The 20,128-nt window shown below is 67.1% G+C and carries 20 protein-coding genes; 5 read left to right on the forward strand and 15 right to left on the reverse strand.

Going from position 1 to position 20,128, the window contains the following annotated elements:
- Complete coding sequence (gene bhcB, locus V5734_RS00660; RefSeq protein WP_347309606.1) at window positions 1-969, reverse strand: beta-hydroxyaspartate dehydratase BhcB; 969 nt, start codon at window positions 967-969, stop codon at window positions 1-3.
- Entirely contained in the window at window positions 969-2,159 is a 1,191-nt protein-coding gene (gene bhcA / locus V5734_RS00665; RefSeq protein ID WP_347309607.1) for an L-aspartate--glyoxylate aminotransferase BhcA, read from the reverse strand. The genes bhcB and bhcA overlap by 1 nt, the downstream gene beginning before the upstream one ends.
- A 195-nt stretch (window positions 2,160-2,354) precedes the next feature.
- On the opposite strand from bhcA, the gene bhcR reads away from it, so the two are divergent.
- Window positions 2,355-3,173, forward strand: coding sequence for an HTH-type transcriptional regulator BhcR (bhcR, locus tag V5734_RS00670; protein ID WP_347309608.1), 819 nt, complete (start codon window positions 2,355-2,357; stop codon window positions 3,171-3,173).
- A 79-nt stretch (window positions 3,174-3,252) separates the two neighbouring features.
- Here the strand turns inward: bhcR and V5734_RS00675 are convergent, their stop codons facing one another.
- Window positions 3,253-4,071: a bifunctional allantoicase/(S)-ureidoglycine aminohydrolase gene (locus V5734_RS00675; protein ID WP_347309609.1), complete on the reverse strand. Its 819-nt coding sequence runs from the start codon at window positions 4,069-4,071 to the stop codon at window positions 3,253-3,255.
- Window positions 4,072-4,268: 197 nt separating this feature from the next.
- On the opposite strand from V5734_RS00675, the gene V5734_RS00680 reads away from it, so the two are divergent.
- The 4 genes from V5734_RS00680 to V5734_RS00695 all read left to right on the forward strand — a co-directional run bounded on the left by V5734_RS00680 (window position 4,269) and on the right by V5734_RS00695 (window position 7,724).
- Window positions 4,269-5,813 (forward strand): sensor histidine kinase, encoded by a 1,545-nt coding sequence (locus V5734_RS00680; RefSeq protein ID WP_347309610.1) that lies wholly within the window; start codon window positions 4,269-4,271, stop codon window positions 5,811-5,813.
- Window positions 5,810-6,418 (forward strand): response regulator transcription factor, encoded by a 609-nt coding sequence (locus tag V5734_RS00685; RefSeq protein ID WP_347309611.1) that lies wholly within the window; start codon window positions 5,810-5,812, stop codon window positions 6,416-6,418. The genes V5734_RS00680 and V5734_RS00685 overlap by 4 nt, the downstream gene beginning before the upstream one ends.
- 88 nt (window positions 6,419-6,506) lie before the next feature.
- The gene (locus tag V5734_RS00690; protein WP_347309612.1) at window positions 6,507-6,989 is read left to right on the forward strand and encodes a GlcG/HbpS family heme-binding protein; all 483 of its coding nucleotides are present in this window, start codon (window positions 6,507-6,509) and stop codon (window positions 6,987-6,989) included.
- A 66-nt stretch (window positions 6,990-7,055) separates the two neighbouring features.
- Window positions 7,056-7,724 carry an ankyrin repeat domain-containing protein gene (locus V5734_RS00695; protein ID WP_347309613.1) on the forward strand — a complete coding sequence of 223 codons (669 nt, stop codon included), beginning with the start codon at window positions 7,056-7,058 and terminating at the stop codon, window positions 7,722-7,724.
- Window positions 7,725-7,757: 33 nt separating this feature from the next.
- Here the strand turns inward: V5734_RS00695 and V5734_RS00700 are convergent, their stop codons facing one another.
- The 12 genes from V5734_RS00700 to V5734_RS00755 all read right to left on the reverse strand — a co-directional run bounded on the left by V5734_RS00700 (window position 7,758) and on the right by V5734_RS00755 (window position 20,072).
- Complete coding sequence (locus V5734_RS00700; RefSeq protein ID WP_347309728.1) at window positions 7,758-8,450, reverse strand: GntR family transcriptional regulator; 693 nt, start codon at window positions 8,448-8,450, stop codon at window positions 7,758-7,760.
- Between the two features lie 104 nt (window positions 8,451-8,554).
- Window positions 8,555-9,769, reverse strand: a complete 1,215-nt coding sequence (locus tag V5734_RS00705; RefSeq protein WP_347309614.1) for an MFS transporter — start codon at window positions 9,767-9,769, stop codon at window positions 8,555-8,557.
- Window positions 9,769-10,431: an ankyrin repeat domain-containing protein gene (locus tag V5734_RS00710; RefSeq protein WP_432759614.1), complete on the reverse strand. Its 663-nt coding sequence runs from the start codon at window positions 10,429-10,431 to the stop codon at window positions 9,769-9,771. The genes V5734_RS00705 and V5734_RS00710 overlap by 1 nt, the downstream gene beginning before the upstream one ends.
- 32 nt (window positions 10,432-10,463) lie before the next feature.
- Window positions 10,464-11,936 (reverse strand): amidohydrolase family protein, encoded by a 1,473-nt coding sequence (locus V5734_RS00715; protein ID WP_347309615.1) that lies wholly within the window; start codon window positions 11,934-11,936, stop codon window positions 10,464-10,466.
- Complete coding sequence (locus V5734_RS00720) at window positions 11,936-13,129, reverse strand: amidohydrolase family protein (RefSeq protein ID WP_347309616.1); 1,194 nt, start codon at window positions 13,127-13,129, stop codon at window positions 11,936-11,938. Before V5734_RS00720 ends, V5734_RS00715 begins: the two co-directional genes overlap by 1 nt.
- On the reverse strand, window positions 13,126-13,851 hold the full coding sequence (locus V5734_RS00725) for an aspartate/glutamate racemase family protein (RefSeq protein WP_347309617.1): 726 nt from the start codon (window positions 13,849-13,851) through the stop codon (window positions 13,126-13,128). The genes V5734_RS00720 and V5734_RS00725 overlap by 4 nt, the downstream gene beginning before the upstream one ends.
- A gap of 4 nt (window positions 13,852-13,855) precedes the next feature.
- Window positions 13,856-14,506, reverse strand: a complete 651-nt coding sequence (locus V5734_RS00730; RefSeq protein ID WP_347309618.1) for a flavin reductase family protein — start codon at window positions 14,504-14,506, stop codon at window positions 13,856-13,858.
- A complete protein-coding gene (locus tag V5734_RS00735) occupies window positions 14,506-15,504 on the reverse strand; it encodes an ABC transporter ATP-binding protein (protein ID WP_347309619.1) in 999 nt (332 codons plus the stop codon). Before V5734_RS00735 ends, V5734_RS00730 begins: the two co-directional genes overlap by 1 nt.
- Window positions 15,501-16,511, reverse strand: coding sequence for an ABC transporter ATP-binding protein (locus V5734_RS00740; protein WP_347309620.1), 1,011 nt, complete (start codon window positions 16,509-16,511; stop codon window positions 15,501-15,503). The genes V5734_RS00735 and V5734_RS00740 overlap by 4 nt, the downstream gene beginning before the upstream one ends.
- 12 nt (window positions 16,512-16,523) lie before the next feature.
- Complete coding sequence (locus tag V5734_RS00745; RefSeq protein ID WP_347309621.1) at window positions 16,524-17,480, reverse strand: ABC transporter permease; 957 nt, start codon at window positions 17,478-17,480, stop codon at window positions 16,524-16,526.
- A complete protein-coding gene (locus tag V5734_RS00750) occupies window positions 17,477-18,448 on the reverse strand; it encodes an ABC transporter permease (RefSeq protein WP_347309622.1) in 972 nt (323 codons plus the stop codon). The genes V5734_RS00745 and V5734_RS00750 overlap by 4 nt, the downstream gene beginning before the upstream one ends.
- Window positions 18,449-18,512: 64 nt before the next feature.
- Window positions 18,513-20,072 carry an ABC transporter substrate-binding protein gene (locus V5734_RS00755; protein ID WP_432759618.1) on the reverse strand — a complete coding sequence of 520 codons (1,560 nt, stop codon included), beginning with the start codon at window positions 20,070-20,072 and terminating at the stop codon, window positions 18,513-18,515.
- Window positions 20,073-20,128: the final 56 nt, after the last annotated feature.

Here is a 20,128-nt window from a genome sequence, read left to right on the forward strand (position 1 = left end):
TCAAACGTTCCAGGGAAGCTTGTCGAGGTCGACATTGCCGCCGGTGATGATGACGCCGACACGTTTGCCTTTGAACGTGCCGGGGTTCTTGAGGATGGTGGCAAGCGGCACGGCGCTCGACGGTTCCATCACCACCCGGAGGTGCTTCCAGGTGAGTTTCATCGCGTCGATGATCTCCTGCTCCGACGCGGTGTAGATATCGGAGACATGGTTCGACACGAAATGCCAGGTGAGGTCCTTCAAAGGCACCAGGAGCCCGTCGGCAATGGTCTTGGGCGCATCGTCGGCGATGATGTGGCCGGCCTTGAAGCTGCGATAGGCGTCGTCGGCCTGCTCAGGCTCGGCGGCGATGACCCTGGTTTCCGGCGCCAGCGTCGACAGCGTCAGGCAGGTGCCCGAGATCATGCCGCCGCCGCCGATCGGGGCGACGACGAAATCAAGCCCGTCGGCCTGCTCCATCAGCTCGCGCGAGCAGGTCCCCTGCCCCGCGATGACGCGGGGATCGTTGTAGGGATGCACGAAGTCGCCGCCGGTTTCAGCCTGCACCTTGGCAAAGGTCGCCTCGCGCGACGAGGTCGAGGGCTCGCATTCGGTGATCTTGCCGCCGTAGCGGCGCACCGTGTCCTTCTTGGCCTGCGGCGCGGTCCGCGGCATCACCACGTTGCAGGGAATGCCGCGCAGCATCGCCGCGTAGGACAGGCACGAGGCATGGTTGCCGGACGAATGCGTGGCCACGCCCTTCTTCGCCTGCTCTTCGGTCAGCCCGAAGACCGCGTTGGTGGCGCCGCGCACCTTGAAGGCGCCCGGCTCCTGGAAGTTCTCGCACTTGAAGAACAGCTCGCAACCCGCCAGTTCGTTCAGGTAGTCCGAGGTGCGGACCGGCGTGCGGCGGATATGCGGCTTGATGCGCTCATGCGCGGCCAGCATGTCCTCGTAGGTCGGGATATAAAGGGTTTCGGTATCGCTCATCACGCCGCCGCCTTCTTCACCGCGTTCGCGTCGTTGCGATAGTAGTCCTGGGCCGCCGCGACGCCGGAGCCGAGTTTCACCTTCAGGCCGAGATCGGCCATCACCATCTCGGCCGTTGCGATGCCCGAAAGCGCCAGCACGTCGGTGAGCATGCCCAGATGGCCGATGCGGAACACCTTGCCCGCCACCTCGCCGAGGCCGACGCCGAAGGCGACGCCGTATTTCGAGGCGGCATGGGTGACGATCTCGGTCGCGTTGAAGCCCTCGGGCGTGCGGATCGCACTCACGGTGTCGGAATAGACGTCGGGGCGCGCGGCGCAAAGCTTCAGGCCCCAGGCGTCGACGGCGCGGCGCACGCCTTCGGCGATGCGGTGGTGACGGGCGAAGACGTTTTCCAGCCCCTCTTCCAGCAGCATGTCGGTGGCCAGCTTCAGCCCGTTCATCAGGCCGACCGGCGGCGTGTAGGGGAAGGCGTTGTTGGCGTACCCCTTGGTCATGTCGTCGATGTCGAAGAAGGTGCGCGGCAGCTTGGCGGTCTTCGAGGCCGCGATGGCCTTGTCCGAGAAGCCGAGGATGGCGAGGCCGGCGGGCAGCATGAAGCCCTTCTGGCTGCCGGTGACGGCGATGTCGACGCCCCATTCGTCGAAGCGGAAATCCATCGAGGCGATGGAGGACACGCCGTCGACGAAGAGCAGCGCGGGATGCTTCGCGGCGTCGAGCGCGCGGCGCACCGCGGCGATGTCCGATTTCACGCCGGTCGCGGTCTCGTTGTGCGTCGCCAGCACGACCTTGATCTGGTGGCCGGTATCGGCGGTCAGGATCTCTTCGTAGCGGTCGGCGGGCAGGCCCTCGCCCCAGGTGGTCTCGACGATCTGGACGTCAAGCCCGTGGCGCTGGCACATGTCGATCCAGCGATGGCTGAACATGCCGTTGCGCGCCGCAAGAACCTTGTCGCCGGGCGACAGCGTGTTGGAGATCGCGGTCTCCCAGCCGCCGGTGCCGGTCGAGGGATAGATGAAGATCCGGGCCGTATCGGATTTCAGGATCTTGCGGACATTGTCCAGGCAGGGGTTGAGGATCTTGCCGAAGACCGGCGACCGGTGGTCGATCGTCGGCATGTAGCAGGCCTTGCGGATCTCTTCCGGCATGTTGGTCGGGCCGGGAATGAAAACGGGATTCTGGAAGCTCATCTGCGCCCTCCTCAAGCGATTTCGTCAAAATTACGCGATTCTCGGAGTTGCGGATACTTTTTAGAAAACGTTTTTCATTTATTGCTAGAGACAGATTTACAATTTATAATCAATATGTTGCATTTTTCAGCGGCAACAGGTGATCTTCTGCAATATCGCGAAAGAGTTTCTAAATTAGGCGAACGGAGGTTGAAAATGGACGAGAAGCCAGCCCGCAGGGGGCGCCCGCGCGCCTGGTCCGGATCGGCATCGCAGCCAACCATCCGGGCCCTCGACAGGGCGCTCGACGTTCTCGACGCGATCGCTGCCGCGAACGGATTGACGCTCAGCGAGATTTCGCGGCAGCTCGGCGAGTCGCCGGCCACGATCTACCGGATCCTGACGACCTTCGAGGCCCGCGGGATGGCAGAGAGCGAGGCGCATAGCCAGGTCTGGCGGGTCGGCGCCGCCGCGTTCCGGCTGGGCACCGCCTTTCTGAGGCGCAGCAACGTGCTGGAACGCAGTCAGGCACAAATGCGGCTCCTGATGGAAACGACCGGCGAGACATCGAACCTCGGGATCGAGAGGAACGGGGCGGTGATGTTCATTGCCCAGGCCGAAACGCATGAATCGATCCGCGCCTTTTTCCCGCCCGGCACGGTGTCGCCGATGCATGCCTCGGGTATCGGGAAGGCGCTGCTCAGCCGCTATGAGGACAGCCGGGTGAAGGATTTCCTGCACGACCGGCAGCTGGAACGGTTCACGGACAAGACCATCACCTCGCGCGAGGCGCTGCTCGACGATCTGAAACAGATCCGCGCGGTGGGATATTCCTATGATGACGAGGAACGCACGACCGGGATGCGGTGCGTCGCGGCCCCGATCATCGATGCCTATGGCAAGGCCGTCGCGGGCATTTCGGTGTCCGGCCCCACGCACCGCATGCGCTCGGACATGATTCCGCGCCTCGGTCTTTTGGTTGCCGCCGCCGCCGCGCGCGTGTCGCGCGACATTGGCGCGGCAATACGGCCCTGAAGCGTGCCGAGTTCGAGCTGATTCAAGTCAAACCCGGCAGGCTATGGACCGCATCACCGCCGATTATTTAACGCGTCGCCTAAAGCGGCATGTGGCGGTTCACGTCCTTGTAGAGCAGATACCGGAACGGGCCGGGACCGCCGGCATAGCACGCCTGCGGGCAGAAGGCCCTCAGCCACATGTAATCGCCGGCCTCGACTTCCACCCAGTCCTGGTTGAGACGGTAGACCGCCTTCCCTTCGAGCACGTACAGACCGTGTTCCATCACATGGGTTTCGGCAAACGGAATGACCCCGCCCGGCTGGAAGGTCACGATCGTGACATGCATGTCGTGGCGCAGGTCGGTCGGATCGACGAAGCGCGTGGTCGCCCAGGCGCCGTTGGTGTCGGGCATCGGCGTCGGCGCGATGTCGTTTTCGTTCAGGATCAGCGGATCGGGCGCGTCGAGCCCCTCCACCGCCTGATATGCCTTGCGGAACCAGTGGAACCGCGCCGTGACCTTGCCGGTGTTGCGCAGCGTCCAGTCGGCGTCGGGCGGGATATAGGCGTAGCCGCCCTCTTCCATCGCATGCGTCGTACCCTCGATGGTCAGCGACAGATCGCCCTCGACCACGAACAGAACCGCCTCGACCCCTTCATCCGTCTCGGGCCGGTCGCTGCCGCCGCCGGGCAGGACCTCGGCGATATATTGCGAGAAGGTTTCGGCGAAGCCCGACAGGGGCCGCGACAGGACCCAGAACCGCGCATCGTCCCAGAAGGGAAGCAGGCTGGCCACGATGTCGCTGAAGGTGCCACGGGGAATCACCGCATAGGCTTCGGTGAACATCGCGCGGTCGGTCAGAAGCTGCGTCTGCGGCGGCAGGCCGCCCGTCGGCGCGTAATAGGATCGCTTGGACATCGTGGCATCTCTCTCGGTCAACTTCGCCGCCTACATAAGAGCCCTTGCGGCGCAACCTGCCAACGCCTTTCCCGTAAGGGATTGGCTGAAGGTTTGAATTGCCTATTTTGACAATCGGCCTCTTGACCCGCGAACGCCCCGGAACGCGGCGGAAAGAGTGGTTTCCGGGACAGATTCAAGCCGGTAGTCTGGCCGCGATGAGCACCGGAATCCGTGACAGCCTGACGACACCACGACGCGGCGCAATCCTGATGGGATTGGCCGCGCTCCTGTGCCTCATCGCCGTTGCCTCGGCGCTTCTCGAACAGCGCCGGCTGTCCGGCGAACTTCTCAGCGAAGCCTCGGCGCTGCACCGGCTCGCGTCGCAGCGCGCCGATCAGCACGACGCGCATCTGACCGCGCTTTCCGCCGTCGCGGTCGCCGAAAACAGTGCGCGGCCGGATCTGTTCCTCGACGTCGCCTCGACCATCACCCGTTTCTATCCGCGGATCGCGGCGATCGACCTCGTGCCGCTGAACGCGCCGCGCAGCTACGTGACGACGCGGGTGGCCCTGCCGGACGGGACATCCGATGTGATCCGCGACGCGGTCGCGGAATCGGACGGGCAGCTTGTCCTGCGGGCGGCGCCGGGGACGCCGGGCCATTACCTCGTCGTCAAGCGGAGCCCGAACACCGACAATCCGCGCTACGGCCTGGCGCTGGAGGTCGACGCCGCAGCCCTTCTCGCCACCGAGTCCGCCTTCTGGTCGCGGCCCTCGGTCAGCCTCGCCCTGTCGCTGCCTGACGGAACCATGCTGGCGCAAAGCGGGCCGGTTGCGGCGCCGCTTTTCGAACGGATGCTTGGCAGCGCCTCGCAACCGCTGCGCTTTCAGGCCGGGATCACGCCGAAGCTCGCGGACCTGCTGCCGGCGGGCCGGCTTGCGGGCATTCTCGTGCTTGCGACGCTGCTTTACACGGCGACGATGCTCGGGCTGCGGCAGATGGTCCGGGCGCGGCGGGCCGAGCGCGAGGCGCTGCTGAGCGCGCAGGAAGCGCGTCTCGCCCATGCCTCGCGGGTCAATGCGCTTGGCGAGATGGCCAGCGGCATCGCGCACGAACTGACCCAGCCGCTCGCCGCCATTCTCAGCCAGGCGCAGGCCGGCGGGCATCTGGCAAGACGCGGCGACGCGGACGCTCTCACCCCGGTCCTGAACGCTATCGTGGAGCAGGCGCGGCGCGCCTCGGCAATACTCGAACGGCTGCGGAACTGGACGCGACCACCGACCGGCGCACGCACGACTTGCGCCGCAGATGCGGCGGTCCGCAACGTCGAGGCGCTGCTGCGGGCCGAGGCTGCGCGGTCGGGCATCACCCTCGTCGCCGACCTGGGCCCCGAGGCCCTGCCGGTTCGCGCCGACCAGGTGGAGCTTGAGCAGATCCTGTTCAACCTCGTGCGCAACGCGATGGAGGCGGTTGCGGTCGGCGACCGCCGGCTTGTCACGATCCGGGCGCGGCGCGAGAACGGGCGGGCCGTGATCGATGTCGCCGACACGGGACCGGGCGTGCCGCCGGACCTGCGCACCCGCCTGTTCGAGCCGTTCGTCACCGGAAAGCCGGGCGGCACCGGCCTTGGCCTTGCGCTCTGCCAGCGGCTGGCGGAACGAATGCAGGGCGATCTTGCGCTTTTGGCGGATGGGCCGGACACCGTGTTCCGCCTGCGCCTGCCGCTGGCGGGCCAAACCGCGCGGGAGGCCGCCGCATGACCCACCCGGTCTACCTCGTGGATGACGACGACGCGGTGCGCGAGGCGATGGCGCTCCTGCTGCGGACGGTCGGGCTCATGGTGCGGGGCTTCGCCTCGCCCGAGCGGTTCCTGTCGGAGCTTTCCACGCTGACGCCCGGCTGCCTCATCCTCGACATCCGCATGCCGGTGATTTCGGGCCTGAAATTGCAGGAACGGCTGTCGGAGAGCGGCATCGACTGGCCCACGGTCATCATCAGCGGCCACGGCGATATCGAGGCCTGCCGCCGGGCCTTCCGAAACGGCGCCATGGACTTCCTCAGCAAGCCGGTGGACGAACAGGATCTGATCGACGCGATCCAGAAGGGCCACGCGGAACTGGACCGGCAGCAGTCGCGGGCCTCCGAGGCCGCCGAGGCGCGGCATCTCATGTCGCGGCTGACCGGGCGCGAGGGCGAGATCCTCGAGATGATCGCCAGGGGTCTCACGACGCGACAGATCGCCACCGCGCTCGACCTGTCGCCGCGCACGGTCGACAGCCATCGTGCCGCCATCGGCGCCAAGCTCGGCACCACCTCGGCGGCCGAACTGACGCGGCTCTGGCTGGAAACCCGGGAAGCTCCGTAGAACTACCGATACCGCCGCAAGGGCTACGAATTCCGCCCCGCCCGGCGCAGCGCTAGGTGTGCGTCATCACATCCCGAAGGAGGACACGATGATCCGCAACCTGACCCTCGCCGCCGCCCTGCTCGCGCCGATCCCGGTGGCCGCGCAAGACCTGCCGACCGCGCCGTACCTGCCGCTCTCCATGGCGCAGACCGCCGCGCAGACCGCGCTCGACGCCTGCGCCGCCGAAGGCCACAACGTCAGCGTCGTCATCGTCGCCCGCAGCGGCGTGACCTCGGTCCTGCTGCGCGCCGACAATGCCGGCCCGCACACCGTGGGCAGCAGCACCGGCAAGGCCTTCACCTCCGCCAGCCTCGGCCGCGACACGGCCGGTCTCGCCGGCTTCATCGGCGAGAACCCGCAGAACGACGGCCTGCGCGACATGGACCCGCGCCTGGTGATCCAGGCCGGCGGCCTGCCGATCAAGATCGGCGGCGCGCTCGTCGGCGGCATCGGTGTCGGCGGCGCGCCGTCGGGCGATGCCGACGCGGCCTGTGCCCGCGCCGGTCTCGACGCGATCGGCGCCGAGTGATCTTACCTCGACAGGGGCGGCCGTCCTTCCGGGCGGCTGCCCGACCCTTGTTCAAAAGGTGCGCCCATGCGACTTCTGACCGCCATGTTCCTGCTGTTCTCGGCCGCCGCCGCGGCCCAGACCCCGCCGTCCGCGGCCGAGATCGCCGCCTATGACGGGCTGCACCGCGCCGCGCAGGCGAACGATGTCGCGGCCATCCGCAGGCTCGCGGCCGGGGGCGCCGATCTGGACGCCCGTGACGGGGCCGGCCGCACCCCCGCGCATGTCGCGGCCTTCGCCTCGAACGACGACGCGCTGACGGCACTGGCCGAGGCGGGCGCCGACATGAACGCGCTCGAAGACCGCGTCTACGACGTCCTGACCATCGCCGCGGTCGCCGACGATGCGGACATGGTCTCGCTCGCGCTCGATCTCGGCAACCGCGCCGACCTGATCACCAGCGTCTATGACGGCACCGCGCTGATCGCCGCGGCGCATCTGGGGCATCACGAGGTTGTCCGGCGCCTGATCGCCGGTGGCGCGCCGCTCGATCACGTCAACAACCTCGGCTGGACGGCGCTGATGGAGGCGGTCGTCCTGGGCGATGGCGGCCCGGATCACACGGCCACGGTGCGCGCCCTTGTCGAGGCCGGGGCGGATACGGCCATCCCCGACCGCGAAGGCGTCACGCCGCTGCAACATGCGATGGCACGCGGCTACGGCGAGATCGTGGCGATCCTCAGCGCCGCCAGATAACGGCGCAGGGTGTCAGCCAGACCCCGATCTGGGTCAGATCGCCGACAGCGCCTGGCGCAGGTCGCGGACGGCAGGCGCGTCATCCTCGAGGTTCAGTTCCGCCTCGACGTGTTCGAGATGCTGGCGCATCGCGGTCCTGGCCCGCTCCGCATCCCGGTCCCGGATGGCGTCGATCAGACCTTCGTGATCGTCCGGGCCGCAGTAATGTTCGCGCGCCACACGATACATCGCGGTGATCAGCGAGGACCGAGAGACGAGATCGCGCAAGACCGTGAACAGGAACGGCGAGTCGCAGAGCTCGGCCAGAAGCACGTGGAAGCCGCCGGACAGCCGGATGGAGGCCGAGGTGTCGCCGCGCTCGGCGGCGGATCGTTCCTCGTCCAGATGTGCCTTCAACCGGGAGATATCGTCTTTCGTCACATGGTCGATGAGCCGCTCGACGATGCGCTCCTCGATCAGCTTCCGGACGTAGAAGATGTCGCGCGCTTCCTGGATCGTCGGTTCCGATACGAACGCGCCCCGGTTCGCGACAATGGTGACAAGCCCGTCGCCTTCCAGGATCGCCAGCGCCTGGCGAACCCGCGCGCGGCTGACGGCGAAGATTTCCGCCAGTTCTTCCTCTTTCAGCCGCGTCCCCGGACGCAGGCGCTTTTCGGCGATCGACAGCCAGACGCGGTCGCAGATCTGCGCGACGGGTCTTGCGACACTCTCCTTACCGACGTACATCATCCAACCTGTTCGAAGAATGCTTCAGATTTAGATAGAACGATTGTGATTGCCGGCAAACCTGTCTGCAAGACCGTGCCGGGCGCGTATTTCTTCCGGCATACTCAAGCGGAGGCGCCAAGGGAACCCATGTCCTTCGCGTAGTTTTTCGGATCGAGCCTCAGGCAAAGCAGCGCGGCGACGCCGAGAACCGTGAGGTGCAGGATCCAGCCGCCGGTAAAGGATCCGGTCCGGTCGTGGATCAGCGCAAGGATGAATGGCGGCAAGGCGGTGATCAGGAAACCGCCGCCCTGCATCACCGCCGCGAGCGGCCCGGCCCGGTTCGGGCTCGGCAGATGATCGAGCGCGATCACGATGCAGAAGGCGAACGTCGCCGCCAGACCGGCGCCGCACAACGCGGACCAGAGCAGCGCGCCGGTGTCGGGCAGGAACGCGAGGCCGGCAAATCCCGCCGCCTGCAAGGCGATGGACAATCCGAACCACGGCCGGCGATCGCGCCCGTTGCGCGCGCAGAGCGGCAGCACGATCGCGCTGACGGCCTGGCTGAGCGCCATCGTGACGATCAGCGTTCCGCTTTCGGACAGGGACCAGCCCCGGTCCTGGTAGAACGGCGCCAGCCAGGTGACGAGCGAGGAATAGCCGCCGTTGACCAGTCCGAACAGCAGGATCAGCGTCCAGGTCCGGGGCAGCCGCAGAAGCCGGCGGGTGAGCCCCCGTTCGGGCCGCACCGACCGGGAATGCGGCAGCATGCGCAGGGTCGCGCCCAGGGCGATGAACGCCGGCACCGACAACCAGGCCAGCGCCTGCGGCCAGCCGATACCCCATGCGGTGAGGGCGGGTGTCAGCTGTCCGCCAATGGCCCCGCCCGCCATGATCATGCCCGAGTAGAGGCCGGTGACGGCCGCGACATTCGTCGGGAAGCGCGCCTTGATGAGGCCCGGGATGGCCGACTGGATGAAGGCGACCCCGGCGCCGCAGAGCGCGGCGGTCAGCACCAGCAGGGGACCGTTCGCCCCCAGCCCCCGCAGAAGCGACCCCAGCGCAACCGCGGCGAGGGCCGCCAGAAGCCCGCGGCGGGTGCCGAACACGGCCTGGAGGCCGGGCGCGGCGAAGGCACCGATGCCGATGATCAGCATCGGCAGGATCGTCAGCAGCGACAGCGCGCCATAGCCCATGCCGGTATCGCCCGAGATCATCGGCAGGATCGGCCCGGGCGCCGTCAGGAACGGCCGGAGGTTCAGCGCGATCAGCACGATCAGAACGATCATGCCGATACTGGCATGGGGTCTGGCCCCGGCGGCCGGTGCCGCGCGCTCCATCATCGCGCGCCCGCTGCCGCCAGAACCGCGATCATCTCCGCCTGCCCCCGCGCCCTGGCGTGACGCAACGCGGTCACGCCGTCGCCGTCGGGCTGGTTCACATCGGCACCGGCCGCGATGAGCCGCCGGACAATCTCCACATGGCGCGGCCCGCCGTCGCCAAGGATGACCGCCTCAAGCAGCGCCGTCCAGCCGAGGTTGTTGACATGATCGACAGCGACGCCGGCCTCGATCAGCGTCCGGACGGTCTCGACATGGCCGCGTTCCGCGGCGGGGATCAGCGCCGTGCCGCCGTAGCGGTTGGTGCTCGTCAGGTCGGCGCCGTGGCTGAGCGTGAGTTCGAGAATGCCGAGATGGCCACGCGCCCCGGCATAAAGGTAGGGGCTGTCGAGGATCCTGTCCTGCGCATTCACGTCCGCCCCGGCGAGGATCAGCGCCCGCGCCGCTTCGAGGTGGTTGCGGTGGGTGGCGGTCAGGAGCGCCGTCGCCCCCGATCCGTCGCGCGCGTCGATCTCCGCCCCGGCGGCGATCAGGCGCTCGATCGCCGCCGCGTCATTCGCCGCCGCGGCGCGATGCAGGTCCGTTTCCATGTTCTGTGCCCAAATCGGTTTTGCAAAGGCCGCCGCGATGACAAGACCCGTCGCGGCGGTTCGGACGATCATCCGGCGGGCCTGCCCGATGCCGGGCCCCCGTCTCATAGCGGCGGATAGGCGGGCGGGAAGATCTCCGCCACGTCCGGGTGCCCCCAGGTGCGGTCGGGGTACTTGGCGACCAGCCCGTCGAACTGTTGCTGCGCGCGGGTCCGCGCGGCCGCCATGTCGATGCCATGCACCACGCCGTCCCGCATCGACAGCCGGCCATCGACGAAGACCGCCCGCGTCACGCGGCCGCTCGCCCCGAGGACCAGCGTGCGGATCGGGTCGATCCGCGGCGCCATCCATCTGTCGGACATGTCGAAGATCGCGATATCGGCCCTGGCGCCCGGTTGCAGCCGCCCGAGATCGGGCCGGCCGAGCGCATCCGCCCCGGCGATCGTCGCGGCATCGAACAGGTGCTGCGGCGCGGTTTCCTCGGCGCTGTCGCCCTTCATGCGGGCGGCCATGACGCCAACGGCCAGGTTCAGCACCATGTCGGGCGGGGCGTTGTCGGTGCCCATGCCGATGCGGATGCCCATCGCGCGCAGCTTGGCGAAGGAATCGAGCGCCCCGCCGCCGCGCGCGTAGACCAGCGGGCAATGCGCGACCGTCACCCCGTGCTCGGCATAAAGCTTCAGATCCTCGGCCGTCGCCTTCACCGCATGCGGCGCGATCAGCCGGTCGTTCAGCGCGCCGAACCCGGCAAGCCATTGCGGCGCGGTCGTGCCGTGCAGCTTTGCCACCGTCTCGACTTCCATCGCCCCCTGCGCCATGTGGAGGCGCACCGGAATGTCGAGATCCGCCGACGCCGCCATCGTGCGCTTCAGCAGCGTCTCGGTGCAGGTCTCGACCCGGTCGGGCGCGAGCATCCCCTGCACCAGACCGCCGCACCGCCCGGCCTGCGCCGTCACGAAGGCGATCGCCTCGTCAAGCCCACGCAGCCCGCGCGCCTCGTCGAAGCGCGGCTCCAGAACGCCGGGGGCGGTGCAGACCATGCCGCCCGCGCGATAGGCGGGGCCGAGCCAGACCCGCAGGCCCAGCTCGCCGGCGGCCTCGGCGGCCGCTTCGAATTCGGCGACCGTCTCGCCCCATTCCCGATAGAACAGCGAGGCGATCGGCAGCGCCGTGGTGATCCCGTTCAGCAGCAGCTGCCCGAAGGCGAAGCGCTTCTGGAAGGCCAGCTCCTCGGGCGTATACATCTCGTAGGGGCCGCGCTCGACATAGGATTGCGGCCAGACGCGGCCCTTGGCCCAGGCCGGGCCGCAGTCGAAGCCGAGCGTGGTGGTATCGAGATCGGAGAGCGCGTCGAGATCGACGAAGCCGGGGGAGATCAACGCCTCGCCAAGATCAATCCGCCGCGCCACCGTGCCGTCGAACCCGCGTCCGACGAACAGAACCTCGCCGTTCTCGATCACGACCTCGCCGCCCTCGACAAGGTGGTGGCCGCCGTCGCGGTGCCCGACCACCCAGCGCGCCGAGAGCAGGGTGCGGCCCGCGGGCCGTTCCCCCAGTTTCAGATCGGATAGCTGCATCAGGGCGCCTCTCTCAGCGCGACGCCGTCACGCGCTACCACGCGGCCGCGCTTGACGGTCAGTGGGCGCGGCTTCGCGTCGACGACGGCTTCGGCCAGCGTTTCGCCCTCGATCAGGGTCAGGTCGGCGTCGCAGCCCACGGCAAGGCCATACTCCGCGACGCGCAGGACCGATGCGCCGACAGTCGTGCTCAGCGACAGCGCGGCCTCCACATCCGCATCGGCGCGCAGGTTGTTCTTCAACGCGATGATGCGGGTGCGGTCCAGCATGTCGGCGCGGCTCCAGGGGTTCCAGGTGTCGCGCACGCCGTCGCAGCCCGCGCCCATGCGGATGCCCGCCTCCAGCAGGCGCTTGACCGAGGGCACCTCGATCGAGGGCGAACCGACGGTCAGGATGGCGATGTCCAGGTCCGCCACCTGGTCGATCAGCGCCTGCGACCGTTGCCAGTTCGGCATGCCGAGGCAGAAGGCGTGGCTGACGGCGACGTTGCCCTGCATGCCGTGCGCGCGCGTGCGCTCGAAGATCAACTCGAGCGAGAAGGCCCCGAGATCGCCGACTTCGTGCAGATGGATGTCGATGCCCTTGCCGTGCTTCTCGGCCAGCGCGAAGACGGTGTCGAGATGGCCCTTGGGGTCGCGGTCGATGCCGCAGGGGTCGAGGCCGCCGACAAGGTCCGCACCGGCCGCGAGTGCGGCGTCGATCAGTTCGGTGGTGCCGGGCCGGGCCAAGAGGCCGGATTGCGGGAAGGCGACGATCTCGATGTCGATCTCGTCCTTCAGCGCCTCGCGCGTGGCGAAGACGCCCTCGACGACCGACAGGCCGTGATCGGTGTCGATGTCGACATGGGTGCGGATATGGGAGGTGCCGGCGCCGATCAGCGCCAGCGCGTGGCGCATCGACTGGCGGTGCGGATCGAGGCCAAGCTCCGTCCGCGCGCGGCGTTCGTTGTCGATCATGGCCTTGAGCGCGGTGCCCACGGCATTCGGGTACCAGCCCATGCCCATCACCGTCTTGTCGATATGGGTATGCGCCTCGACGAGGCCGGGAATGGCGATCGCGCCGCCGCCATCCTCCACCGCGACGCCGGGCGCATCCAGCCCCGCCCCGATCTCCGCGATACGTCCGTCACGGATCAGGATGTCGGCGGCCTCCCGGCCGCCGGGACGAACGTTCCGGATCAAAAGACTGGTCATGCCACCTCCCGCGTGAAGCCGCCCGTCTTTTCAAGCGGGGCGGCATATGCACCTAGTTTCGATGTCCTGTAGCCGGTTCCGACGACCGCCTCGGCGAACTTCACCGCGGCGGTCACGCCGTCGATCACCAGAACGCCGGTTTCGGCGGTCAGTTGCTCGCAAAGATCCGCCATGCCGGCGCAGCCCAGAACGATCGCCTCGGCCTGATCCTCGCGCCGCGCGACGGCCACTTCGGCGGCCAGCAGGCGCGCCGTGTTCGACAGGTTCGATTCCAGCGCCAGAACCGGAAGGTCGATCGCGCGCACCCGCCGGCACTTGCGCCCGGCGCCATAGGCGTCGGCAAGGTCTTCGATGATCGGGATCGACCGCGGCAGGGTGGTGATCACCGAGAAGCGGCTGCTGAGCATCAGCGCGGTCCGGATCGCCGCCTCGCAGATGCCGATGACCGGCCCCTTCGCCACTTCGCGGGCCGCGTCGATGCCGGGGTCGTCGAAACAGGCGACCACATGGGCGTCGGCGCCGCGCAGCTCCGCCGCGCGGATCTCGGCGAGCATCGCGGGCACGGCGAGCGCCTCGTCGGTATAGCCCTCGATGGACACCGGGGCCGCAGCGCCGCAGGTGACGTCGAGCGTCGTTCCCGGCGCGGCAACGCGCGCGGCCACCCGGCGGATCTGCTCGGTCATGCCGGCGCTGGAATTGGGGTTCACGATATGAAGGCGCATCCTGTCAGACCTCGACCGCTTTGCGGGGGGCCTGCGCCACTTCCCTGGTTTCCAGTTCCGCCGGCTTCTTCAGGACGAACTGCCGGTCGCTCACGATGTAGTTGTCGGCATGCAGGCGGGCGATCGGCTGATAGACATCCGGGTTGACGTACCGCCCGGCCTCGTCGAGGCAATCGTCGCGCACATGCATCTCCAGCACTTCGCCCATGACGATAGCGCGGCCGGGATAGTCGATGATCCGTTCGATCCGGCATTCCATGGCGCAAGGCGTGTCGGCCAGACGCGACGCGTCGATCTGCGCGCACTTCGCGGCGGCCAGACCCGCAAAGTCCAGCTCGTCGACATCGGCGGCGAAGTTGATACCGCACAGGATCATCTGGTCGGCCAGGGCCATGTCGACCATGTTCACGCAGAACTGGCCGGTCCGCCGGATGTTGCCGATCGTGTCCTTCTCGCTTCCGTCGGGACGCGCGCTGAAGCCGATGATCACGATCGGCGGCTCATGCGCGAAGACGTTGAAGAAGCTCATCGGCGCCGCGTTGTCATGCCCCGCCTTCGACCGCGTGGTCACGAGGGCGATCGGACGCGGGCCGATGAAGTTGGTCAGCAGCCGATAGCGGTCGGCGGGCGGCAATTGCGTGAAATCGAACTGCATCAATTGGCCTTTCGCATCTGATCGTCGCACGCCCAGCCTTCGGCAACGGCGTGACAGCGCACCATGGCTTCGCCCGAGTTCAGCAATGTCGGTTCGTCGGTGCGGCAGCGGTCGGCCGCAAGCGGGCAGCGCGGGTGGAAGGCGCAGCCGGACGGCGGATTGAGGGGGCTCGGCGGCTCTCCGATCTGGGAATCGCGGTTGCGGTTCGGCGCGTGGATGTCGGGGATCGTCTTCAGCAGCAGCTGCGAATAGGGATGCTGCGGGGCGCTGAACAGGCTCTCGGCCGGGGCCATCTCGACGATGCGGCCGAGATACATCACCGCGATCGTGTCCGACATGTGCCGCACCACGCTCAGATTGTGGCTGATGAACAGGTAGGTCAGCCCGAACTTCTTCTGGAGCCGCCGCATCAGGTTGAGGATCTGCGCCTGCACCGACACGTCCAGCGCCGAGGTCGGCTCGTCGCAGACCAGAAGTTCCGGCTCCGAGGCGAGGGCCCGGGCGATAGAGATCCGCTGCCGCTGGCCGCCGGAGAATTCGTGCGGGTACTTGCTGGCGTCGTCGGCGGCAAGCCCCACGGTCCGCAGCAGATCCTCGACGCGCGCCCGGATTTCGTCCTCGGTGTCGCGCAGCTTCATCTCGCGGATCGGTTCGGCGATGATGTCGCCGACGCGCCAGCGCGGGTTGAGGCTGGAATGCGGGTCCTGAAAGATCATCTGCACCCGCACCGGACGCCCGCCCGCCCCCTTGCCGACATGGATGTCGCCGGAGGTTGTCGAATAGAGACCCGTGACGAGGCGGGCGACGGTCGACTTCCCGCAGCCGGATTCGCCAACGATGCTGAAGCATGTGCCGCGCGGTATGGTGAAGCTCACGTCATTGACGGCCTTGACGAACAGCTTCGGCTTGCGTTCCAGAACGCGGTTCAGCCAGGGGGCCGAGACGTCGAACTCCTTGGAGACATGGGTGACGGTCAGGATCGGATCGGCGCTGGTCATTCGGTTCCTCCCTGATGCAGGAAACAGGCGGCCCGGTTGCTACCGGCAGGGGCCAGTTCCGGCTTTTCCCTGAAGCACCGCGGGCCCGCCATCGGGCAGCGCGGGTTGAAGGCGCAGCCCGACGGCCGCGAGTTCAGCCGCGGCATCGAGCCTTCGATCTGGGCCAGCGCGTCGACGCGTTCGTGCAGGCTCGGGATCGCGGCCATCAGCCCCTTCGTATAGGGGTGCTGGGCGTCGTGGATCACGTCGGCGACGCGGCCGGATTCGACGACGCGGCCGGAATACATGACGGCGACGCGGTCGGCGGTCTCGGCGATGACGCCCATGTCGTGCGTGACCAGCATGATGCCGGTGTGATGTTCCCGGCAGAGCTTGCGCAGCAGCGACGTGATCTGCGCCTGGATCGAGACGTCGAGCGCCGTCGTCGGCTCGTCGGCGATGATCAGGCCAGGCTCCGCCGCCAGCGCCAGCGCGATGACGACGCGTTGGCGCATCCCGCCCGAGAACTGGTGCGGATACTGATCGAGACGTTCGGCGGCGGCGGGGATGCCGACCTCCATCAGAAGCTGGAGCGCGCGTTCGCGGGCGCGGTCCTTCGACAGTCCGCTGTGCAGCCGTATCGTCTCGATCAGCTGCGCGCCGATCGTGAAGAGCGGGTTGAGCGCCATCAGCGGATCCTGGAAGATGGCGCCCATCTCGCGGCCGCGGATCTGGGTCAGCTCATCCTCCGACAGATTGTCGACCCTGCGGCCGCCGACCCGGATCTCGCCGCCCGAAGTCCGTCCGGGCGCCTCCAGAAGCCCGAGCACGGCGAGACCCGTGATGGATTTGCCGGCGCCGGATTCGCCGACGACACCCAGAATTTCGCCACGTTCGATGCGCATGGAAACGTCGTCGATGGCCGTCAGGACACCGCGCCGGGTCGGGAATTCCACCGTCAGGTGCTCCACTTCCAGGGCGGGCACGGCGACCTTTGCCGGGTCGGCATTCGTCTCGAAGTCGGTCATGCTGCCATCCATCTATCTGAGTTTCGGATTGAGCGCGTCACGCAGCCAGTCGCCGAGCATGTTGACGGCGACCACGAGGATGCAGAGCTGGATTGACGGGAAGAGCACGATCCACCACGAGCCCGAGAAGAGATACTGGTTGCCGACCCGGATCAGCGTGCCGAGAGAGGGCTGGTTCGGCGGCATGCCGACGCCGAGGAACGACAGCGTCGCCTCGATCAGGATGGCGAGGCCGAAATTCAGCGTCGCGGCGACGAAGACCGGGGTCATCGTGTTGGGCAGGATATGTTTCAGCATCAGCCGCCGCGCCGGCGTGCCGACGAGGCGCGAGGCCTGCACATATTCCTTGCGGCGTTCGACCATGGTCTGCGCCCGGACGACACGCGCATACTGCACCCAGGAATACATCGCGATGGCGAGAACGAGCACGATCGAAATCCCGGCATCCCGCAGATGGGGCGGCAGCAGGGCCAGCGCGACCGAACTGACGAGGATGGCCACGAGGATGATCGGGATCGACAAGAGGACATCGCCGATGCGCATCAGGACGTTGTCCACCCAGCCGCCGTAGAACCCGGCGGTGAGGCCCGCGACCACACCGACCGCGAGCGAGACGAGGACCGATCCGATGCCGATGAAGATGGAGATCCGCGTGCCGTAGAGGATGCCCGAGAGGATATCGCGGCCCTGCACGTCGGTGCCGAGCAGATAGGGCATCTGCCCGCCCTCCATCCAGACCGGCGGCAGTTCGGCGTTCCACAGTTCGAGCGCGGCGAGGTCATAGGGGTTCTGCGGCGACAGGAGCGGCGCGAACATCGCCGTCAGGATCACGAAAGCAAGGACGATCGCAGCGCCGACGGCGGATTTCGAGTGGCTGAAGCTCCACCACAGGTCGCTGTCGCGCAAGCGCTCCCACCGCCCCCTGGGCTTTGTGCGCGCCGTCGGTTCGGATGCCCGGATATCGGTCATTTGTCTGCTCCACGAAGACGGGGATCGATGATCGCGTAGGTGACATCCACGATCGCGTTCAGCACCACGAAGATCAGCGCGACGATGCAGAGATAGGCCGCCATGATCGGGACATCGACGAACGTCACGGCCTGGATGAACAGCAGCCCCATGCCGGGCCACTGGAACACCGTCTCGGTGACGAGGGCGAAGGCGATGAGGCCGCCGATCTGCATGGCCGTCATCGTCACGACCGGCATCAGGCAGTTGCGCAGCGCATGGCGGAAATGGATCACGCGGGCCGGAATGCCGCGGGCGCGGGCGAACTTGATGAAGTCGGAGCGCAGGACTTCAAGCATCTCCGCCCTGACGAGACGCATCACCAAGGTGATCTGGAAGAGCGACAGCGACAGCGCCGGCAGAAGGATCGACATCCGCCCGGAATGGGTCAGCAGCCCGGTCGACCACCAGCCGATCTGCACGGTCTCGCCGCGCCCGAAGGCCGGAAACCACCCGAGCCAAACGGAGAAGACGAGGATCAGGCCGATGCCGACAACGAAACTGGGCAGGGATATGCCGATGATCGACACGAACTGCATCGTCTCGGCGTACCAGGTCTGTCGTCGGATCGCCGTGATGACCCCGAGCGGGATACCGACGACAAGCGAAATGAATGTCGCGACAAGCACAAGCTCGAACGTTGCCGGGAACCGCTCGGAGATCATGGCCAGCACGTCCTGCTGGTTCCGGAACGATATGCCGAAATCGCCTTTCGCCGCGTTGGTGACGAAGGTCGCGAACTGGACGATGAACGGCTGGTCGAGCCCGAGACGGGTGCGCAGTTCGTCGCGCTGCGCCTGGGTGGCCTGTTCGTTCAGCATCAGTTCGACGGGATCGCCGACGAAGCGAAAGATCATGAACGCGATGAAGCTGACCGACAGCATCACGAAGATGGCATTTGCGAAACGCTTTATCAGGAATGCGAGCATCGCTACCCCCCTAGGGTTCGAAGATGGGCAGCGCCCGGGCGCTGCCCCAGTTGGTCAGGGAGACTTACTTCGTGACGTACCACAGCCGCGGCTTGTTGTCCGGGAACTGCGGGAAATCCTCGAAGCCAGTGGCAACGGCCCAGGCCATCGGCTGCTGGTGCAGCGGCATCATCACGATTTCGTCCTTGGCGATCTTCAGCGCCTCGGTTTCCATCGCCAGCCGCTTGTCGCGATCCAGTTCCACGCCCGCCGCGTCGGTCAGACGGTCGATTTCCGGATAGGACCAGCCGCCCCAGTTGAAGACGCCGGCGTTGCCTTCCTTGGTGTGCAGCATCTGGATGAGGATCGAGTAGGTATCCAGCATCGGCAGCGTCGCCCAGCCGATCGTGTAGACATCGGCCTGACCGTTGGCGCGCTTCGGCGTCTGCTTGGCGGTCGGTCCGATATCAAGGCGCGGGCTCAGCCCGATCCGCGACCACATCGACGCGATGGCCTGGCAGAACTGCTCCTCGTTCACGTAGCTTTCGTTGGTGCAGACGAAGTCGAACTCGAACCCGTCGGGATAGCCGGCCTCGGCCAGCAGCGCCTTGGCCTTCTCGGGGTCGGTCGGAACGATGGTGTCGAGTTCCTCCGCATAGCCCGGAATCGACGGTGCGACGAGCGCGCCGGCATTGCGCGATTTGCCGCGCATGACCTTCTCGTGGATCAGGTCCATGTCGACGGCCATCTGCATCGCCTGACGCACCCGAAGATCGTTCATCGGGTTCGGACCGCCGGCGATCAGCGTGTCGCGCCGGTTGAAGCCCAGCATGACCGTGCGCAGGTCGGTGCGCTCCAGCACCTGGACGTTTTCCGCCGCCTCGAGCCGGTCGAGATCCTGAACCGGGGCGCTGTCGACGAAATCGACTTCGCCCGACAGCAGCGCCGCGACGCGGGTCGCCGCCGAGGAGATCGGCTGGAACTCGATGCGGGTCAGGTTGTGCTGCGGCTCGTCCCACCAGCCCTCGTTCGCCACCAGGATGGTCTGCGCCTCGGGCGTGCGGGATTCGACCTTGAACGGGCCGGTGCCGTTCGCGTTGAACGTGGCATAGCCTTCCACCCCGGCGCTGACGTCGGTCGGTTTCTCGGCGTTGTTCTCGACCAGCCAGTCCTTGTCGAAGATATGGATGTTGGTGAGGTCGTTGAGCAGCAGCGGATAGGCGCCGGTCAGCTCGATCTCGATCGTGTGGTCGTCGATGACGGTCGCGCTCTTGTAGGCCGGCAGGTTGCCCTTCAGCGGCGAGGTTTCGTCGCTGACGCGCAGCAGCGAGGCAAGAACATCCTCCGCCGTGAAGGCGTTGCCGTTGTGGAAGGTCACGCCCTCGCGCAGCTTGAACCGCCACACGGTCGGCGACACGATCTCCCACGAGGTCGCGAGCGCGGGTTCGATCTGGAGGTCACGGTTGTAGCGGACGAGGCCTTCATAGATATGGTTGAGGAAGTTGATCGTATAGCTGTCGCCGTACGAATAGGGGTCAAGCGACACGATATCGCGCGGCGCACCCCATTTGAGCGTTTCCGCCGAAACGCCGGTGCCGACGAACGCCGCCAGAAGGCTGCCCGTCAGCACAGCTCTGGAGATGATTCCTGCTTTCATAAAGGTACTCCCTGTTGAGGACGCAGTTCTCGTTTTCGCGTCCA

The organism is Defluviimonas sp. SAOS-178_SWC (assembly GCF_039830135.1).
Taxonomy (GTDB): domain Bacteria; phylum Pseudomonadota; class Alphaproteobacteria; order Rhodobacterales; family Rhodobacteraceae; genus Albidovulum.